Genomic DNA, 22,008 nt, shown 5'->3' with positions numbered 1-22,008 from the left:
TCTGCTCATTTTCATGGAGAAGATATTAACATGTTAATTACTTTCTCCAAGGTTGATAAATGTGCACAATTGTTTAATTCTGTAAGCTAGGTGACAGCCTTGTCACAAATACTCTACCACTCGCAAGAAGAGATAAAAATTCAATATTAATCAACCATTAAATAAGTATAACCTTGAGAGAGAACATAAATTAAATTTATGAAAGGTGCGTGACACAGGTGTCCAAACAAGCCGATATGTTTAATTGGATCCAGAAGATTAACCGCAACTTAAAAAACAATAAATTCACAAAAAAGTAAAAATAAAAGCAACCCAGGGGCTGTCCCCCGGGCTGCTTTACAGGGCTCAGATTTCCAGCACCTCTTCGTCCTCATCGATATCGCTATCATCAAAGGCCGAGCTTAAAGCCACTTCGCTGTGGATCAGCTCAGCAACCTCGCCAAGGTACTGGCATTCAAAGACCTCAGCCACACTCAACTCAATTTGCCAGTGCGCTTTAATCTCACTGAGTAATCGCATCATCAATAGCGAGTGCCCGCCCAGGTCAAAGAAATTCGCCGACATACTGATGGTATCGGACTCCACCTCCAGCAGCCGTGCCACCACATCAACCAGTTGCTGCTCCAGCGCGGTTTGCGGTGCGACATACTCTTCAGTCATGGCAGTTAGCGCCACATCCGGCAGTGCCTTTCTGTCTATTTTGCCATTGGCGGTCAGTGGCCAGGACATAATTAATTGCCAGGCCGAAGGCACCATATAAGGTGGTAAACTGGCAGACAGACTGGCCATGAGCTGTTCGGTTAGATCATCGGTTTGTTGCAGAGGGTTTGGCTCAACATACGCAACGATCAGGCCTCGCGCTTTATCTACCACAACGAGAGACTGCGCAATCCGCTCATCCGCATTCAGTGCAGCCTCTATCTCGCCCAGTTCCACCCGGAAACCCCGGATCTTAATCTGGTCATCAATACGGCCCACATATTCCACTAAACCATCTGGCTTAAACCGCACCAAATCACCGGTTCGATACAACTCAGCCGCTTGTCCCGGCTCAGAAAAATAGGGGTTTGTAATAAACCGCGCTTTACTCAGCTGCGGCTGATTCAGATAACCCAATGCCAGACCGTCTCCTCCGACACACAGCTCACCGACTACACCTTGAGGCAATTGACGTCCTTGCGGGCTCAGCACCAGAATATGATCCCCCTGCACACCTCGCCCAATGGGCACACCGGCGCTGATATCCTGATCAGCCGGCACCGGATAGCAACAGGTAAAGGTGGTATTTTCGGTGGGGCCATATCCATTGATTACGGTGACTTTGGGCAGCCCTGTTTGCACAGCGGTGACAGCTTGTGGATTAAGCACATCGCCCCCGGCCAGCACAGTTTGTAATGCCAATGTATGTGACTCTAATTCGCCACACACCTTGCTCCATTCCGTGAACAAACCCGAGGTCAGCCACATTGCAGTAATCCCCTGCGAGCTCAACACCTTGTTGATCCCATCCAGTGACAGATAAGTCTCGGGGTACAACACACAGCGTCCGCCATTCAGCAGTGGCCCCCAAATTTCCAGGGTGGCTGCATCAAAGGCGATATTGGCGCTTTGCAGGAACACGGTCTGGTTGTTCAGGGTCATAAAGTTAGGGTCGTAAACCAGACGATTGACTGCCCGGTGCGGTGTCATCACGCCCTTGGGCGTGCCCGTAGAGCCTGACGTGTAAATCACATAAGCAATCGACTGCGCCGTTAGCCCTTCAGCCCTGGGCAAATCTAATACACTCAGCGCAGACCAGGGCGCATCTAAGGTGTCTAAGGTGATTTTTGCCACCGAGCTGAAGGCCAGTACTTCATGCTGCGCCTGCTCAGTCAGGACCACAGTTAGCTGAGTATCTTCAAGCATATAGGCCAGGCGAGATTCCGGATAAGTTGGATCCAGCGGAACATAAGCGCCACCGGCTTTCAGAATCGCCAGGGTTGCAACCAGCATCTCCACAGAGCGGCCCAGACATAAGCCTACTAAAGCACCGGCACCAATCTGATGTGTTTCTCGCAGATGCAGTGCTAATTGGTTGGCACGCGCATTCAGCTCACCATAACTGAGCATCTGGTCATTCAGCTGCACCGCCACCTCATTCGGTGTCGCCGCAGCCTGCAACTCAAACAACTCATGAATACAAGACAGCCGCGGATAGTTAGCTCGCTCACTCTGCCACGTATCTTGCAGTGCTATCTCAGCAGGCGGTAAGACCGTCAGCGTCGACACGGGCTGATTGCTATTATCTTGCAGTGCATTCACCAACCCATGCAGTGCTGTTTCCATCCAGTCAGCAACGCGCGCAGCCTCAACCGTTTGCTCAATCTGGAAGTCCAGCGTAAAGCTGGCTTGCTCGCCCAGATCATTAACAGACAGATCAAACGGGTAATTGGTACGCTCACGGGTACTCAGCAAACTCGGGGCACCCTCATCGCGGCGAGACGCAGCCTGCTCCTGCGCGGCATCATGTCCGGTATGACGGTAGTTGAGGATTGCGCTGAACAGCGGCGTATTACCGCTGATAGCACTGTGGCTTTGCGCTTCAGCCAGCGACACCTGCTCGTAAGGCAGCAATGCCTGCAGTGCGTCGTTAACTTCTCTCAGAGCAACCTGAGCACTTTGCTGTTCCAGCGAAACCCGCAGCGGCAAAGTATTGATCAACATGCCCATCATGTTTTCTATACCAGGCATACCATTCATGCGCCCTGACATCACAGTACCAAATACCACCTCATCACGGCCTGTGCTGGTGCTCAATACCTGTGCCCAGGCAAGGTGGAATAGCGCAGCCGGGCTGCATTGCAGGTGTCTCGATAATGCCCGGATCTGCTGCGACAACGCCATATCAAGCGTCGTGCTATATTCCGCTACCGCATTGCCGTCTCCGGTCACCTGGGACAAACCAAATGGCAAAGTTGGGGTATCAATGTCGCCGAGCTGCTCGGTGAAAAACGCCGCCGTATCCAGCTTAGTGCTTTGTGCCATTGAACGAGCGATAAATTCACGATAAGGCAGTGGTGCTGGTAATTCAGCCTTGTTTTGTGCACCCAGCTCTGAGAGCAAAATTTCCAAAGAGACGTGATCGGTGATCAGGTGATGGAACTTCAGCAATGCATAAATTCTGCCCTGCTCGTCCTGTGGTGAAACCATCAGTTGGATCAGCGGTGCAGATTCCAGCTCAAAGCCATGCGCAGCATTGGCCACATAGTCTTCAAACTGCGCTTTTATCTGTGTGCGCTCGAACGCTAGCTCAGAGACGGGCAGTTGTGCCTCACGCAGTACAACTTGCACTGCCTGCGCACGACCACGCCAGAAAATCGCGGTACGCAGCACATCATGGCGCTGGATCACAAAGTTCAGCTCAGCTTTGAGTTGTACCAGTTGCGACTCATCCGCCAGTTCAAACGCCATGGTACTGACATAAGGATCGTGCTGCTGGTTCAGCGTGTGCACAAACAGCACCCCTTCTTGCAGCGGTGCCAGTGGATACATATCCTGCACGTTTGCTGCGCCACCGGGCACCTGCGCAATCAGGCTGTCTATGCTGTCCTGTGTCAGTTCAATCAAAGGCAACATATCCGGGGTAATGGTGCTCGCCTGCTCGGGTATCAGGTTTTGAGGCACGCTGAATTCAAATTCAACCAGGGGTTGTGCGTCCAGATGCGCAGCCATCGCACTCAGGCTACCCGCCTTAAACAAGGCCTGCGCCTGGCACTGATAGCCCAGCTGTTTAACCCGGGACAGCAGCTGCATAACCAATAAAGAATGGCCACCCAGAGCAAAAAAGTTAGCATCACGGCTAATTTGCTCTACCGGCAGGTTCAGGACATCAGCCCAGATTGCTGCCAGCGTGCGCTCGGTATCGCTCTGTGGTGCCACATAATCACAGCTTAAATCCGCCTGTTCAGGCGCTGGCAGCGCCTTGCGGTCAATCTTACCGTTAGGGGTTTGTGGCCATTCGTCAATCAACACGAAACTGGCCGGGATCATATACTCAGCTAATGACTGACCCAGTGACTCAACAATCGACGCTATCAGCGTCTGCTGCGCCGCTTGCGCCTGCTCTGCAAGCGGTTTAACGTACGCAACCAAACGCTGGTTGCCCTGCGGATCTGACAACGCCATTACCAGTGCGGAATCAACTTCGTGATGCTCACCGATATGATATTCAATTTCACCCAGCTCAATGCGCAATCCGCGAATTTTTACCTGATGATCCATCCGGCCCATATATTCTATGGTGCCATCATCACGAAAACGCACCAGATCGCCGGTTTTATAGAGTCGCGAGCTTGGCAATGTATCCTCAAACGGATTATCAATAAACCGCTCGGCAGTCAGCTCGGAGCGGTTATGATAGCCGCGCGCCAAACCTTCACCACCAATATGCAACTCGCCGCAAGCACCTTGTGGCAGCAGGTTTAGGGCCTCATCCAGGATCACGAGCTGAATATTCTGGATTGGTTTCCCGATCGGCACGCTACTGCCGTGTGGCTGGCTGCAATCCCAGTAGCTGACATCAATGGCCGCTTCGGTCGGACCATATAAGTTGTGCAGTTGTGCCGAAGGTAAACTCGCTCTGAACTGTTCAACGTGGCTGATCTGCAGCGCTTCACCACTACAGAACACCTGATTAATAGACGTACAACGACCCAGGTCGCCGTGCTCCAGCATCACACCCAGCATAGAAGGAACAAAGTGTAGCTTGGTGATCCCCGCTGCAACGATCAGCTCGCTGAGGTATTCCGGTTCTTTATGACCGCCAGGTTTGGCAATCACCAGCTGCGCACCTTTGAGCATAGGCCAGACGAATTCCCATACAGATACATCGAAACTGTAAGGGGTCTTTTGCAAAATCCTGTCGTCCGGGCCACAGCCGTATTCGTTATCCATCCAGTCGATGCGGTTATGCAGCGCCTGATGCTCAACCAGCACACCTTTAGGTAGCCCGGTGGAGCCTGACGTGTAAATGGTATAGGCAAGATTGCGAGCATTCAGACCAATGTCACTCACAGCAATATTGGTATCCGGATAAGCGCTAAAATCGAACTCATCCAGTCGCGTAACGCTTGCTTCACCAAGGCTCACTCGCCCGGCAACCACTGCTGTGCTAAGTACCACAGCTGCATTGGCATCTTCAACCAGATAGCTAAGGCGTGCCGGAGGCAACTCGGGGTCCAGCGGCACATAGGCACCACCGGCTTTGAGAATACCCCAAATCCCAATCACCATTTCCAGCGAGCGCTCAACACACAAGCCCACTAACGAATCCGGTCCGATATTGTGCTCCGCGCGCAGATAGTGGGCCAATTGGTTGGCTCTGCTATTGAGCTCACCATAGCTCAGCGTCTGCTCACCAAAGCGCAGTGCAATCTGCTCCGGCATGGCAGCTGCCTGCTGTTCAAATAATTCGTGAATACACAGCTCACGGGGATAATCCAGCGCTGTGTCGTTCCAGTTATGCAGTTGTTGCGTACGCTCCGCATCATCCAGCACACACAAACTCTGCACCGCAGTGCTGCTCTGGCTGTCCAGTAAATCCAGCACCTGAGTCAGGGTCACTTGCAGATACTGTGCAATGCGTGCCGCCGGGGCGCGTTTGTCTACCTGAAGCTCAAACCCAAAACCATCGCCGAAATCATCTACCGAGAGGTTAAACGGATAGTTGGTGCGCTCTTCACTACTGATGACTCTAAATCCGGCATCCTGCTCCAGCTGAGACTCCTCTGTCGCCGAATGGCGGTAGTTCAGCATCGCGCTGAACAGGGGCAGCTGACCACTCACGCCGCTGCAACGCTGTGCCTCGGCCAGCGACACCTGCTCGTACGGCATCAAGGCACGCAGGTCATCATTAATGTGTGCCAGCAGGCTCATTGCATCCTGCTCACTCAGCGAGACTCGCAGTGGCAGGGTGTTGATCATCATCCCCATCAGCTGGCTGCTCAGGCCATCATCGCTCATACGACCGGATAAGACAGTACCGAACACCACCTCCGACTGACCGCTACACACCCCCAGCACTTTGGCCCAGACCAGATGGAACAGGGCAGCCGGACTGCTGTGATACTGACGAGTCAGGCGGCGAATACGCTGCGCCTGTGCGTCATCCAGCGTGACATGCACGGTTTCTATACCCGAGCCGTCGTTTAGTACGTCTGTCAGACCATAAGGCAATGTTGGTTCGCTGACATCCCCAAGCATCTGAGTGAAAAAGGCCTCAGTATCCAGACTCGCGGTGCGTGCCAGTGTGCGGCCGACAAATTCCCGGTATGGCACCGGCTCAGCCAGACTCGCTTCATTGCCCTGCAGCAGTGCCGTCAGCTCGTGCACCAGAATTTCCAGCGACACGTGATCTGAGATCAGGTGATGCTCACACAACAGCGCATAATGCTTGCCCTGCGCAGCGTCCTCACACACGCTCAGTTGCAGCAGCGGCGCGCTTTCCAGCTCAATCCACAGCGGCTGCTCAGCCACATGCGCACTGAACGCGGCCCGGACATCCGCTTCCTCGCTGAAGTCCAGCTCAGTCACGGGCAGCTCTACCTCACGCTGTACCACCTGAAGTGCAGTGGTGCGGTTGCGCCATAAAATGGCGGTGCGCAGCACATCGTGGCGGGCAATCAGCGTATTCAGTGCCCATTTAAAGCGCTCAAGAGACTCGCGGCTGTCGAACTCAAACGTGGTGCTGGTGACATACGGGTCCTGCCCTTCACTCATGGTGTGCACAAACAGCACACCTTCTTGCAGCGGTGCCAGCGGGTAGATGTCCTGAATGTTGGCCATGCCACCGGGGATAGTCTGTGCAATATCCGTGAGCTGTTGCTCATCCAGCTCAGTGAGCGTCACCATCTGTGGGGTGATTTTGCTGCAATCCGCCGGAATTAAATTGGCGGGCACACAACTTGATTCCTCACTCCCAAGTGCCCGAACCTGGCGTGCCATGTCCTGTAGCGTGTGTGCCCTGAACAAGGCCTGCACGTCCGCCTGATACTGACGTGCCCGCAGCTGACTGACCAGCTGCATAATCAGTAATGAGTGGCCCCCCAGCGCGAAGAAATTAGCATGGACACCCACCTTATCGACGTCCAGCGACAACAGCGACGCGACGATGTCGACCACCATTTTCTCGGCGTCGGTTTGCGGTGCCTGATAAGGCTGCTCCACCGTTTTAGCCGGCAGAGCCAGCAGTGCTCGCTTGTCCAGCTTGCCATTGGCCGTCAGCGGCCACTGACTGACAAAGCTGTAAGCCGACGGCACCATGTAATCCGGCAGGTTACCGCTCAGATGCTGTTGCAGTGCGTCAATTAAATCGTTGGTCTGCTCGCTCTCTGCCTTTACAAAAGCGCGAAGTACCTTGCCGCCTCTGTTCGTACCATCAAGAGTACCGGCCTCGGCCAGTACCACAGCCGACTCAACTCGTTCATAACTCATCAGCTGGGTTTCTATCTCACCCAGTTCAACCCGGAAACCACGGATCTTGACCTGATCGTCGCTGCGTCCGACAAACTCGATTTCACCGTCTGCGCCGATACGCACCAAATCACCGGTTTTATACAACCGCGCGCTCAGCGCCGGGTTGGCCGGATCAAAATACGGGTTATCAATAAAACGCTCGGCGGTGAGTTCGCTCTGATGCAGATAACCACTGGCCAGACACTGACCACTGACATACAGCTCGCCTACTACGCCCGGCGGGCATAACGTCAGTTGCTCGCTGAGTACCAGAGTCGCAGTATTGACGTTGGCGCGGCCAATGGGCACCGCACGCGGCTCATCGTACCCGCCGCTGATGGCATAGCCCGATGCGGTGACTGTGGTCTCGGTCGGACCATAGGTATTGAGCAGCACAAAGCCTGGTTTAAGCGAAGCCACCGACTGTTTGTCCAGCGCCTCACCGCCGACAATCACCAGTCGCAGTGCCAGAGATTCAAGCTCCGCTTCGTTCAGCGCCAGCATATGCCAGAACGCCGTGGGTAAGCTGGCCACGCTGATGGTATGGCTATCGCAGAAGGCGATAAAGGCCTCGCGGCTCAGCGACACGTCTTCATCGCGCAGCACCAGAGTAGCGCCCTGAGTCAGAGTCGCCAGCCATTCCTCGACGAAAATATCGAAGTTCATAGTCGAGAACTGCAACACATTGTCGGCTTCGGTGATTTCGTAGCGCTGCTCACAGTTCGCGGCAAAGTTAATCAGGTTATGATGACTTATCATCACGCCCTTCGGGTTACCGGTTGAGCCTGAGGTGTACATCACATAGGCCAGGTTATCCGGGCTCAGGGTCACATCCGGGTTGCTGACTGGATAGTTTGCAAACTGGCTGGCGTTATCCAGCAGCACAGCCGTGACGTTAAAGTCGTTCAGGATCCCGGCGACTTTTTGCTGGGTCAGCACCACAGACAAACCGGTGTCTTCGACCATGTACGCTAAACGTTCCTGCGGATAATCCGGGTCCAACGGCACATAGGCACCTCCGGCTTTAAGGATGGCCAGCACCGCCACCATCATTTCCAGCGAGCGGCCCACACACAGACCCACCAGGGTATCCGGGCCCACCTGATGCTCGGCGCGTAAATAATGCGCCAGCTGGTTAGCGCGTTCGTTCAACTGCTGATAACTCAGTGTGCCCTCATGGCTCTTGACGGCAATGCGCGCGTCGCTTTGTGCGGCGCGTGTTTCAATGAGCTGGTGTACCGGCACCGCAGACAAAGCCACGCTCGGCCCACATAAATCTGTCAGATAGGCCTGTTGCTCTTGTGTGTCCATCAATGTCAATTGAGCCAACGCCGTGCTGGCAAGGCTATTACTGAACAGATGAATTGCCCGGATCAGATGGCGATTCAGAGTTGCAATATAGTCGGCATCAAACAACGCCAGATCATAAGTCCAGCGCAGCACGTAACCTCCGTCCTGTGGGGTAATGTCGATATCTATGTCGTACTTCAGCGACACAATCTCGCGCTCGTATTGTCCAAAGCTCAGTCCGTCCAGTCCAACATCAGACTGATCGCTCACCCCAAAGTCACTGTCCATAGACAACATGATCTGAAACAGTGGATCGTGCGACAGGCTGCGCTCTACATTCAAACGCTCGACTAACTGCTCAAATGGTACATCCTGATTGTCCTGCGCGTCCCGGTGCACTTCACGCACGTGAGCAAAATAGTCACCGAGCGTAGCGTGTTGCGTTTGAGTTCTGAGTACCAGATTATTAACGAAAAAGCCGATCAGCGGCTCCAGTTCGCTTTGCAATCGGTTGGCAACCGGTGTGCCGATCAGAATATCCTGCTGATTACTGTGTTGTGCCAGCACCCAACTCAACGCACTGTGTACCAACATAAAGGGTGACATCTCATTACGCTGCGCCACGGTCGTGAGCTGCTGGCTTAGCGTACTGTTAAGACTGAAACTCTGACACCCGGCAGCACTTTGCTTTTCTTCCGGGCGCGGTTGTTTCAGCGGCAGGCTATGAACCGAGGGCGCGTCGGCTAATGTTTCCTGCCAGTACGATAACTGTGATTCCAGTACGTTTTCCTGCAACCAGGTTTGCTGCCACAGCGCATAATCAGCGTACTGAATCGCCAGCTCAGGTAAGGGGTTCTCTGCCCCTTGTGCAAACGCCCGATATAAAGTCAGAAACTCCTGACTGAGCAATTCAATTGACCAGCCATCAGACGCTATATGATGCATATTGAACAGCAACACCCCGTCTTGCTGCGCGCCCCCCGGATCCGCAAGCAAAATATAACGTGCCCGCATCATCACATCCTGCGTCAGATCAAACGGGGTATTCAGCTCCTCATCAATCAGGGCTTCGAGCTGCACCGCACGAGCACTTGCCTCCAGCGTGGTCAAATCGCTGTGGGCGATAGCAAACGTCACCTCGTCACGAATATGCTGCCGGGCGCCGTTTTCACCATCAACCACCACTGTGCGCAGTATTTCATGACGGCGGATAATGGCCTGACAGGCACGCTCAGCCACCGCCAGATCCAGCTCCCCGGTAACCGTCATCAGGGCAGGCATATTATATTGTGCCGAGCCCTGTTGCAGCTGGTCGATAAACCATAACCGGCGCTGTGAAAACGACAGCGGTGCTAAGGTCTGATATTGCTCAGCGCGCGGCGTAACGGCCTCACGCTTAGGTTGTGCTTCGCTGTCACTCAGATAAGCCAGCAATTGTGTTTTATTATCTCTGATCAGCTGCGCTATCTCTGCGGTGACTGCGCCCTTTTCAGCTTCGACTACGAGCGACCCGTCAGAGACACTCACCAAAATCAACTTGTCCTGAAGCAGACTTACTAACTGTTGCGGTTTCATTAAAACACAATCCTTTCTACATTATCTGATTGTTCTAACTTAGCTTTTAATGCTTTAGCGGCCAGCAGTTCATCGAGCTGCATGGCTTGCTCAGCCACCGAGGTGTACTTAAATAACTGTTTGATAGTCAGTGTGCAGTCAAACCGGCTTTCAATGTCTTTCATCAACTTAATCACCAGCAGAGACTGACCGCCCAGAGAGAAGAAGCTCGCCTGGGTACTGATTTGTCCTTCATCCAGGCCCAGCACCTGAGACCAGATGGCCACCAAAGCCAACTCAGTGTCGGTTTGTGGAGCAATGTACTCACCGCCCAATCCGGCATGCTCCGGGGCAGGTAACGCTTTGCGATCAATTTTGCCGTTTGGGGTTTGTGGCCATTCATCCAGCAATACAAAGCTGGTTGGGATCATATACTCAACCAGGGCGTCACCAAGTTGTGACTTGATAGCGTCGATCAGTACCTGCTGAGACGCTTCATCGCCCAGTGTATGCGGCTTCACATAGGCCACCAGGTGCTGATTACCCTGCGTGTCATCGAGCGCCATCACCAAGGCGGAGTCCACTTCACTGTGCTCACCGATGTGATACTCAATTTCACCCAGCTCGATACGCAACCCGCGGATCTTCACCTGATGGTCAATACGACCCATATACTCGATGACGCCGTCATTGCGATAACGCACCAGATCGCCCGTTTTGTAGAGTCGCTGGCTGCTACCCACTTCGCTGTCATCGTAGAATGGGTTAGCAATAAAGCGCTCTTCGGTCAGATCTGCGCGATTGTGGTAGCCACGCGCCAGACCCTCTCCGCCGATGTGTAATTCGCCGCATGCGCCCTGAGGTAACAGATTGAGTGCGTCATCCAGCACATAGAGTTGGATATTCTGAATTGGCTTACCAATGGGCACACTGCTGCCATAAGGCTGTGAACAATCCCAGTAGCTGACGTCGATGGCCGCTTCAGTTGGACCATAAAGATTGTGTAACTGCGCAGAAGGTAACACGGCCCGGAACTGCTCGACATGGCTTATCTGCAATGCTTCACCACTACAGAATACCTGTTTAATTGAAGTACAACGGCTCAGGTCACCATGCTCCAGCATCACGCCCAGCATAGAGGGCACAAAGTGCAGCTTAGTGATGCCTGTTTCGACGATCAGATCGCTCAGGTAATCCGGGTCTTTGTGGCCACCTGGCTTGGCAATCACCAATTCAGCCCCTTTGAGCATGGGCCAGACAAATTCCCATACCGACACATCAAAGCTGTAAGGCGTTTTTTGTAATATCTTGTCGTGGGGTCCACAGCCGTACTCTTTGTCCATCCAGTCGATGCGGTTATGCAGCGCCTGATGTTCTAGCAATACGCCTTTTGGCATGCCAGTGGAGCCTGAGGTGTAAATGGTATATGCCAGATTACTTGCACTGAGACCCATATCGCTCACCGCGATGTTTGTATCACTGTGGGCACCGAAGTCAAAGCCATCAAGCTCAACAACCTGCGCTTCGCCCAAAGCGACACGTGCAGCGACCTCCTGGGTACTCAGCACGACGCTGGCTCGGGCATCTTCCACTAGATATGCCAGTCTGGCACTGGGCAGCTCCGGATCCAGCGGCACATACGCACCGCCGGCTTTGAGAATACCCCAGATCCCGATGACCATTTCAAATGAGCGTTCCACACACAACCCGACCAGTGAATCCGCCCCCACGCCGTGTTCACTGCGCAAATAATGGGCCAGCTGATTGGCTTTGCTGTTGAGCGTTTCATAGCTCATTGTCTGTGTGCCAAAACGCAGTGCTGTCGCCTGAGGTGCGCGGGCAACTTGCTGCTCAAACAGCTCATGAACACACACCTCTCGGGTATAATCCCGGGCCGTGTCATTCCACTGCTGTAATTGCTCATAACGCTCCTGCTCTGACAACAGTGGCAGCGTATCCAGTGGATTGGCCAGCTGTGCCTGAGTGAGACGCGCCAGATACCTGAGTACGCCCTGGAGGTGTTTATCCAGCGCCACAATGTGCTGCTCGCTAAATAGTCCAGTGTCATACAACCAGTTAACGGTCAGTCCGGCATCATCCAGATCAATGTTAATTTCGATATCAAACTTGGTGGTACAGGCCTCTGGCAGCCTCGGGGTGAACTCCAGCCCAGCCAACTGTTGCCCAGAACTGTCTGCCAACGCAAATTCTGAATTGGTGGTCAGCATGATCTGAAACACCGGGCTATAGGCCGTAGAGCGTGGAATTTGTAAGGCATCTACCAGCTGTTCAAACGGCACATCCTGATGTGACTGGGCACCAATATGAGCCTCTTTGACGTGCTCAAGGTAATCGCCCAAATTATGATGACGAGTATTGACTCTCAGCACCAGGGTATTGGCAAAATAACCGATGAGGCCAGCCACTTCTGGTTGCGCACGATTCGCCACCGGTGTGCCAATCACAATATCGTGCTGATTACTGTGGCGCGACAACACATAAGCCAGTGCACTGTGCACCAGCATAAATGGCGTGATCCGGGCTGCTTCAGCAAAGCTTTTAAGTCCCTGGCTCAGCGTGCCTGGCAACAAGCTGGTGAAGCCTTTGGCACTGAACGCTTTTTCTTCCGGGCGCGGCTTATCCAGTTGCAGACCATGCACGGCCGGTGCATCGCTCAGGGTTTCGCGCCAGTAATTGAGTTGCGTTTCCAGTGCTTTGGCGCCGCCTTGCGCGTTATTCAGCCAGTCGCGCTGCCAGATTGCATAGTCGGCATATTGAATAGCCAAAGGTGGTAACGCAGCCTCAGTACCAGAGACAGCCGCTTCGTAGAGTGCCATAAACTCGTTAGACAGCAACTCCACCGACCACCCATCCGAAGCAATATGGTGCATATTAAAAGCCAGTACACCACGCTGAGGTTGGTTATGATCGGCATAATTAAGTAAGACATACTGAGCGCGTAGCATCAAATCGCTGTCCAGTTTAAACGGCGTCAGCGCGTCTTCGCTCAGCAGCTGGTTAAGCCGATCTGTTTTGGCGTGTTCGCTCAGCTCACTTAAATCCTGCAAAGTCAGGGTCAGCTCGCCGTGGCTGCGGATCAGCTGAACTGGCTCGGCGTCCTGCTCCAGATAGACCGTGCGCAACGCTTCATGGCGCGCCACCAGACTATTCAACGCAGCCTGGGCGGCATCCAGATCTAATACGCCATCCACATCAAAGGCCACCGGCATGTTGTACTCGGCACTGCTGCCATTGAGCTTGTCGATAAACCACAAACGTTGCTGAGCAAACGACAGTGACAGGTGTGCATTGTCTTCACGCGGCTGCGCCACAATAGGTGGTTGCACCACAACATCAGTTTGCTGTGCAACACGTTCAGCCTGCTGTGCAATGGTCGTTGCAGCAAAGATATCCTTAACACTCAGCTCGCATTCCAGCTGAGTTCGGATCCCGGCCAGCAGTTTCATCAGCAACAGAGAATGTCCGCCCAGCTCGAAGAAGTTGGCCTCTACGCTGACCTGACCATGCTCCAGTTTGAGTAATTCCGCCCAGATCCCAACCAGGGTGTATTCAGTGTCATTGCGCGGCGCAACGTACGTTTGCTCACCCAGTCCGGCGTCCGGCGCTGGCAGCGCACGTCTGTCGACTTTACCATTGGCTGTCAGTGGCCACTGAGTCACGGTAACAATAGCGCCTGGTAACATATAGGCAGGTAATTGCTCACCGAGCGCTGCTTTTAATTGGCTCAGCCAGGTATCATCGGTACTGGCTTCTGCGCCTTTTACATAGGCGACCAGTTGCAACGTGTCATCCGCCAGTGGCATAGCCTGCACCAACGCAGAGTCCACCATGGCCAGCTCAGCAATGCGATTTTCCACTTCGCCCAGCTCAATACGGTGACCGCGAATTTTAACCTGATCGTCCTGACGACCCAGATAATGTAGCTCGCCGTTTTCGTCATAACGGGCCAAATCGCCCGCACGATACAAACGCTCCCCAAGCCAGGGATAGCGCTGGATGTCGAATGGATTGTCAATAAATCGCTCGGCACTGAGTGCTTCGCGGTTAAGGTAGCCCAGGGCGAGACCTGCACCACCGACATAGATTTCGCCCGCGCACCCATCAGGTACCAGCTTAAGTGCATCATCGAGCAGTACGATATGCTGGTCGCGCAGCGGTCTGCCAATGTTGATCGGCGCATTTGGTTCTATACGTTTATAGGTCACATGCACCGTGGTTTCTGTGATCCCATACATGTTAATGAGCTCAGTCGGCTGCTGTGCAAAGTGCGTCCACCACTGGCTAACATGACTTGGCGTCAGTCCTTCACCACCAAATACGATGCTGCGCAATGAAGGTAAGGTCTGTTGTGCCGTCACCAGATATTCGGTGAGCTGTTTAAAGGCACTCGGCGTCTGATTGAGAATAGTCAGGGCGTTGCGCTGACATAAAGCCACAAACAATTGACTGTCCTTAACTTCATCCAGGCTTGGCATCAGCAGTTTGCCACCAAACAGCAGGGCTCCCCAGATCTCCCAGACACTGAAATCGAAGGCAAAAGAGTGGAACACACACCAGCAATCGTCTTCATTAAAGTTAAAATCGGGCTGAGTCACATCAAACAGACGACCGACATTGCGGTGCGTTTGCAACACCCCTTTTGGTTTACCCGTAGAACCCGAGGTGTAAATCACATAGGCCAGATTGTCCGATGTATGTGTCGCCAACTGCACGTTATCCGTGCTGTAACCCATCAATGCCAGCTGATTCAGGTCGATAATGGGCGTGTCTTGAAGTGCCAGCGCATCAGCCACCTGATCTTCGCTCAGCACCAGTGCCACGCCCGCATCCTGACAGATAAAGTCGAGGCGTTCTTGCGGATAGTTAGGATCAAGCGGAACGTACGCACCGCCGGCTTTAAGAATAGCCAGTATGCCCACAATCATGTTGACCCCGCGACCCACACAGAGGCCTACCAGCGTATCCGGGCGGATATCGTGTGCTTCGATTAGATAGTGTGCCAACGCATTGGCCCGTGCGTTCAATTCGCGATAAGTCAGCGACTCTTGCTGATACACCAGTGCAGTGCGCTCACCAAATTTGGCTGCCTGACTTTCAAACCGAGCCTGAATGCTGCTTGTTGTGTCTGTGTCGACGGCGTGTGATACGTTCGCGCGCATCAGCGCATCTTGTTGTGCCTCGTTCAGGACACTGAGTTTTGCCACCGGAGTGTCAGATTCGTCATTCAACGCACGCAGCAACTGTTCAATGGCGCACGTTACATACTCGTCTATTGCGTTTATGTCGACTGAGCTATCAACTTGCAGGTTGAAGGAAAACGCCTTGCCCCAGTCATCCACACATAAATTAAATGGATAGTTAGTACGCTCTTTAGCAGCGATGGCCTGTGCGCCCCCTTGCGCTGGCGCTTCTGCCAGGCGGGAGTGACGATAATTGAAAATGGCGCTAAATAAAGGCGTTTGTGCACTGACACCACTGCATGCCTGCGCTTCGGTTAGCGACGCCTGTTCATATGGCATCAGCCCGAGCAGGGCCTGATCGACCTGCTGCAATAAAGTATCCGCCGCTTCATCTGCCAGGTTAACACGCAGAGGCAGGGTATTAATCATCATCCCCATCATCTGCTCTATGCCTTGCTGGCCACTCATTCTGCCCGACAATACAGTACCAAATACCACATCCCGGCTCTGACTACAGGCCGACACCACCATGGCCCAGGCCAGATGGAAAAATGCCGCCGGACTCATACCACGCTGCTGCATCAGGGTGCGGATCTGCGAAGATTGTTGCTGACTCAGTTCACGGTGTAATTCATTGCAGTACAAATCATCAGCCCGGGTACTGTCCAGTCCAAACGGATGGCACGGTGTCTCAATATCACCCAGCTGATCGGTAAAGTACTTGCGACTATCCAGTTGCTCGGCATTGTGCAGCGTCTGAGCGATAAACTGTCGATAAGGCAAGGCATCAGGCAGCTGTGCAAAAGTTTGCTCATCCATGGCCAGCTCACCCATGATCATTTCAACAGAGATATGATCCAGCAAAATGTGATGCTCTTTGAGCACCCCGCAGTAGGTATCTGTGGCCGGATCATGAGCCAATTCCAGCTGCACTAAAGGTGCCAGCTCCAGATCCATACGATGTATGCCCTCGGCAACATAGGCATCGAGTTTTGCCCGAGCATCCGTCTGACCAGAGAACGACAACCAGGTTGGTAACAGCTCACAATGACGCAGTACCACCTGTAAAGGGGCTTGACACTCGCGCCAGGCCACCATAGTGCGCAGCACGTCGTAGCGTGCAATGATCTGATTAAAGCGCGCAACAAAACGGTCAATCTGAGTTTCGCTGTCAAACTCCAGCGTGATGGTGGTGACATAAGGGTCGGATTTTTCCGTCGCACTGTGAACCAGGAATATGCTTTCCTGTAAAGGTGCCAGCGGATAGATATCCGCAATATTAGCGGCCCCACCCGGAACACGCTCACTCAGTGTATCCAGCTCGTTCTGAGTCAAAGCGGTTAACGTCACCATATCTGGCGTGATCTGGGTGCATTGTGCCGGGATGCCATTTTGCGGTAATTCAGGCTCGCTGTGATGGGTGGCGTCTGTGATGGTTTTAGCCATCTCGCTCAACACTCGGGCGTTAAACAGTGCCTGTACGGACGTGCTCAGGCCTTGCTTTTTCAACCGACTGACCAGCTCCATCACCATCAGAGAGTGACCGCCCAATTCGAAGAAGTTGGCCGCCATGCTGACTTCGCCTGGTTCAAGATTTAACAGCTCAGCACATAGCGCTGCCAGGGCCAGCTCCTGCTCGGTAACCGGAGCCAGGTATTCAACTTCATAGCCCAAGCTTTGCGGTACCGGCAGTGCTTTACGGTCAATTTTGCCGTTTGGCGTTTGTGGCCATTCGTTAAGTACCACGAAACTTGATGGCACCATATAATCGGCCAGCGACTCACTCAGCTGATTTTGCACTGAGGCGGTCAGAGTCTGTTGTGCTTCATCCGTCAACTCACTGCTGGGCTTAACATAAGCCACCAGTCGCTGGTTACCTTTATCATCACTCAGTGCCATCACCTGCGCAGAATCAACCTGTTCATGCTCGCCAATGTGGTATTCGATTTCACCCAGCTCAATCCGCTGCCCCCGGATCTTGACCTGATGGTCCAGACGACCCATGTATTCGATGTTGCCATCTTCACGAAAACGCACCAGATCGCCGGTTTTATACAGGCGTTTACTGGCGCTTTGCGGATAAAACGGGTTATCAATAAAGCGCTCTTCGGTCAGCTCAGTACGATTGTGGTAACCTCTTGCCAAACCCTCACCGCCAATGTGCAACTCACCGCACGCGCCCTGTGGCAACAAATCAAGCGCATCGTCCAGTACGTATAACTGAATATTCTGGATAGGTTTGCCAATGGGGATGCTGCTGCCATGGGACATCGCGCAATCCCAGTAGCTAACGTCGATAGCCGCTTCTGTCGGGCCATAGAGATTATGCAACTGCGCGGTGGGTAATAGCGCCTTAAACTGCTCAACATGACTGATTTGTAAGGCTTCACCACTACAAAACACCTGTTCAATTGAACTGCATGTGGCCAGGTCACCATGTTCCAGCATCACGCCCAGCATGGAAGGCACAAAGTGCAGTTTGGTCACACCGGTTGCGACAATCAGCTCATTGAGGTAAGCCGGATCTTTGTGGCCACCCGGCTTGGCAATCACCAGCTCGGCGCCTTTAAGCATGGGCCAGACAAACTCCCATACCGAGACATCAAAGCTGTAGGGGGTTTTTTGTAAGATTTTATCCTGCGGCTTACATCCGTACTCATTGTCCATCCAGTCGATACGGTTATGCAACGCCTGATGTTCGAGTAACACGCCTTTGGGTTTACCCGTCGAGCCCGAGGTATAAATGGTGTACGCCAGATGCTTTGCCGTCAGGCCAATGTCGTTAACCGGAATATTCGAGCCCGAATAGGCTTCGAAGTCGAAGTTGTCCAGTGCAATGACCGCCGCATCGCCCAGCGATACTTGTTCAATGATCCCTTGTGTGCTCAGCACCACCCTGGCGCTGGCATCCTCCACCAAATAGTTCAACCGACCTGATGGCAATTCCGGATCCAGTGGCACGTAAGCGCCGCCGGCCTTGAGAATGCCCCAGATACCAATCACCATTTCAAATGATCGCTCTGTGCATAAGCCAACTAATGCGTCCGGGCCAATCGTATGCTCAGTGCGCAGATAGTGGGCTAACTGGTTGGCCTTAGTATTGAGCGTGTCATAACTCATGGTGCGCACGTCAAAGCGCAACGCGATGGCATCTGGCGTGGCTTTGGCCTGCTGCTCAAACAGTTCGTGCACACAGCGCTCGCGTGAGTAATCCAACGCTGTGTCGTTCCAATCCAGCAGTTGTTGTTGACGCTCAGTGTCAGACAGCAGTTTCAACGTATTGGGCTTGACTGATAACTCAGCTGGGGTCAATGCTGCCAGTTGCGAAAGTACGGTATTTAAGTGGTTAGCAATGGCGCTGACACGCTGCGCACTGAACAAAGCAGTGTCGTAAGTAATCTCTATCGCCACGCCCTGCTCGTTCAATGCCACTTCAATTTCTAAATCAAACTTAGTGGTAACACTGCTGGCCGGACGCTGCGCGATTTGCAGACCATCCAGCGCCAGTTGTTGTTCCCTGACACCATAATCCGTGTTTGTGGTCAGCATGATCTGAAACAGCGGTGCATGAGCGCCGCTGCGAGGTACATTGAGCTTTTCGACCAGCTGCTCAAAGGGCACATCCTGATTGGCCTGAGCGCCAAGGTGTACGGATTTTACATGGGCAAAGTAGTCTGTCAGGCTGGGCTGCTCTGTATTCAGCCGCAGCACCAGCGTATTGGCGAAGTAGCCAATCAAGCCTTCTAATTCTGCGTGGCCGCGGTTGGCGATGGGCGTGCCAATCACAATGTCATGGCTGTTGCTATGGCGTGACAGCACATAAGCCAGCGCACTGTGGATCAGCATAAAGGGGGTCAATTGCTGCTGGCGGGCTAAGTTTTGTAAAGCCTGCGCCTGACTCGCTGATAACTCGCTGCGTACCAGTGCACCATGCAGTTGCTTGGTTGCAGGACGCTCAAAGTCCGGGGTAATACCGTGAACAGCCGGGGCATCAGCCAATGTCTGTTGCCAGTAGGTAAGCTGCTCGGCAAGCGCCTCTTTAGTCAGGTGCTCACGCTGCCAGTGTGCATAATCGTTATATTGCAACGGCAATGGCGCAAGGCTTGCAACCTGTCCGGTGACTCTTGCCTGATAGGCCTGAACAAACTCACTGGTCAGTATTTCCATAGACCAGCCATCTGACACTATGTGATGCATATTCAGTAGTAATACGCCCTGCTGTGTGCCATCACTGTGTTTATGCGTACACAAATAGGTCACTCTGAACAACACATCAGCCGTCAGATCAAATGGTGTCAGGGTATCTCGCTCAATGTGTGCAGCCACGTCTGCCGCCAGATCGTCACTGTCACACAGGTCGATGCGGCGAATATTAAGCGCCGCATCATCTCGGATAGTCTGCCTTGGTCCATCCTCAGAATCATAGTATCCGGAGCGCAAAATAGTATGGCGCACCAAAATATCGTTGAATGCATCTTCTACGGCCGCCAAATCCACACGACCCTGCACATCCAGTGCAAGCGGGATATTGTACTCGGCCGAAGGCCCTCGTAGTTGCTCTAAAAACCACAATCGCGTCTGTGAGAAAGATAAAACGCTTTGTGTTAACCCCAGGGCAGGAATACTGCCTGTTGATTGGGTTAATGCATTTGCTTTTATCGCCTGCTGGCTCAACAGCTCAATAAGCTGAGTTTTGTTTTCCTTGAGTGCGCTTCTCAGCTCATCAGTCATACTGCCTTTTGCTGCTTTAAACTTGAGTTTGCCTTGCTCGACATACAGATGAACGCCCTGTGATATCGCTAACTCGAAAGCCTGATGTACATTCATTAAATCTCACCATCCTCAACTAAATCCTGATCGCAGATACTGTCTGCCGCCTGTGCATTGAGCTGTTGCATTCGCAGCAGATCGATGTGCTGGGCCAGCTGGGCCAGTGACTGCGCCGTAAAAATGTCCTGCATGTCTATCTGTTGTAGCTGTAATTCCGGGTCCGATGTGATCGCTCTGACCAGTTTACTGACCAGCAGAGAGTGACCACCCAGCGCAAAAAAGTTGGCTGAGGTGCTTATTTCACTTTCCTGCAAATGCAGTAATTGCGCCCAGATGTTAACCAGGCGTTGTTCGCTGTGTGTTTCAGGCGCAATATATTCACCTTCAACGGCGGCTAAATCTGGCTCCGGCAGTGCACGCTTATCAATTTTACCGTTACTGGTCAGTGGCCATTGAGATACCGGAACAAACATTCCGGGTACCATATAGTCTGGCAGTTTATCGGCCAGTTCCGTTTTGATGCGCTGGATAACCGCTTTATCATCATTAATATTTTCATGACCAGAGACACTATTTTTGGCATTTTTGTTGTTCAACTGAACATAGGCCACTAAGTGTTTGGCACCCGTTGCACTGGTCGCAACAGTCACCACTGCCGCATCGACATCAAGACACTCACTCAGCAAACCTTCAATTTCACTGATCTCAATCCTGAAGCCGCGGATCTTAACCTGTTGGTCGATCCGACCCAGATATTCCAGCTCCCCATCCGGCAGATAGCGAACCAGGTCACCTGTTTTATACAAGGTTTCGGTTACACATTTATTGTGCCCATCGAAATAAGGGTTAGAGACAAATCGCTCTGCGGTTTGCTCCGCTAACTGGTGATAACCACGTGCCAGCCCCACACCACTGATGTACAGCTCACCCACTACGCCCGGTGATAGCAAGGCCTGATTACTGTCCAGCACAAAGGCACTGGTGTTTTTCAACGGTTTACCTATGGTGACTTTCTGTCCGGGGCGTAACTCTGCCCAGGTCGCACAGATAGAGATCTCAGTCGGGCCGTAGGCGTTGACCATCCGATACGCACCGCCCCATTGCTCAACCACTTCCTGATCGCAGGCCTCTCCTCCTACTGCCAACGCTTTAAGCGCCAAATCGTCACGAAACTCCATCATGGCCAGGAAGGCCGGTGGCAATAACACATGGGTAATGGCTTCGCTATGCAACAGCTGACCTATGCTCTCCGGAGACAGACGCTGAACACTGTCGGCAATCACCAACGTAGCGCCGCTCAGCAGTGCCATTACGTACTCCCAGGTGCCAGCATCAAAACTCATAGATGCAAAGTGCAGTACTTTGCTTTGTCCGTCCACTTTCAGGTAATGGCGGTGGTTAAACGCGATATTCACTATCCCTTTGTGTTCAAGCAACACGCCCTTTGGCTTGCCGGTTGAACCCGAGGTGTAAATGGCATAGGCCAGGTTCGAAGATGTCAGGCCTGCTACCAGCTCACCTGGATTGTGAGTAGCATAATCAACAAATGTCTGCACCACTTGCTCATTACCCAGGCCATCAATGCAGATACTGTGGTAATCGGTTAAGTCCAGCTGCTCAATAATAAAATGTGTAGAGAGGATAATTTTAACGCCGGAGTTTTCCATCATGTAAGTTACGCGCTGACGCGGGTAAGCCGGAT

At 52.9% G+C, this 22,008-nt stretch carries 3 protein-coding genes (1 of these 3 only partly in view); all 3 read right to left on the bottom strand.

All coding sequences use genetic code 11. The features are described 5' to 3' along the window. Nucleotides 1–345: 345 nt before the first annotated feature. Tightly spaced (each overlapping or abutting the next), the 3 genes in view from QNM19_RS03245 to QNM19_RS03235 form a layout consistent with a single transcriptional unit that may run on beyond the window. Nucleotides 346–10,356: a non-ribosomal peptide synthetase gene (locus tag QNM19_RS03245; protein ID WP_284026316.1), complete on the bottom strand. Its 10,011-nt coding sequence runs from the start codon at nucleotides 10,354–10,356 to the stop codon at nucleotides 346–348. Then, complete coding sequence (locus QNM19_RS03240; RefSeq protein WP_284026315.1) at nucleotides 10,356–20,363, bottom strand: non-ribosomal peptide synthetase; 10,008 nt, start codon at nucleotides 20,361–20,363, stop codon at nucleotides 10,356–10,358. The genes QNM19_RS03245 and QNM19_RS03240 overlap by 1 nt, the downstream gene beginning before the upstream one ends. Further along, nucleotides 20,363–22,008: the 3' portion of a non-ribosomal peptide synthetase gene (locus QNM19_RS03235; protein ID WP_284026314.1), read on the bottom strand. It continues 1,879 nt past the right edge of the window; the window shows 1,646 of its 3,525 coding nt (coding positions 1,880–3,525); the start codon falls outside the window, past its right edge; its stop codon occupies nucleotides 20,363–20,365. The genes QNM19_RS03240 and QNM19_RS03235 overlap by 1 nt, the downstream gene beginning before the upstream one ends.

The organism is Pseudoalteromonas ardens, assembly GCF_030125445.1.
GTDB classification, from domain to species: domain Bacteria; phylum Pseudomonadota; class Gammaproteobacteria; order Enterobacterales; family Alteromonadaceae; genus Pseudoalteromonas; species Pseudoalteromonas ardens.
This window is presented reverse-complemented; position numbering and strand designations above follow the sequence as displayed.

Coding starts and splice junctions, on each gene's coding strand:
- QNM19_RS03245 (WP_284026316.1), bottom strand. CDS start 10,356: ATGAAACCGCAACAGTTAGTAAGTCTGCTTCAGGACAAGTTGATTTTG.
- QNM19_RS03240 (WP_284026315.1), bottom strand. CDS start 20,363: ATGAATGTACATCAGGCTTTCGAGTTAGCGATATCACAGGGCGTTCAT.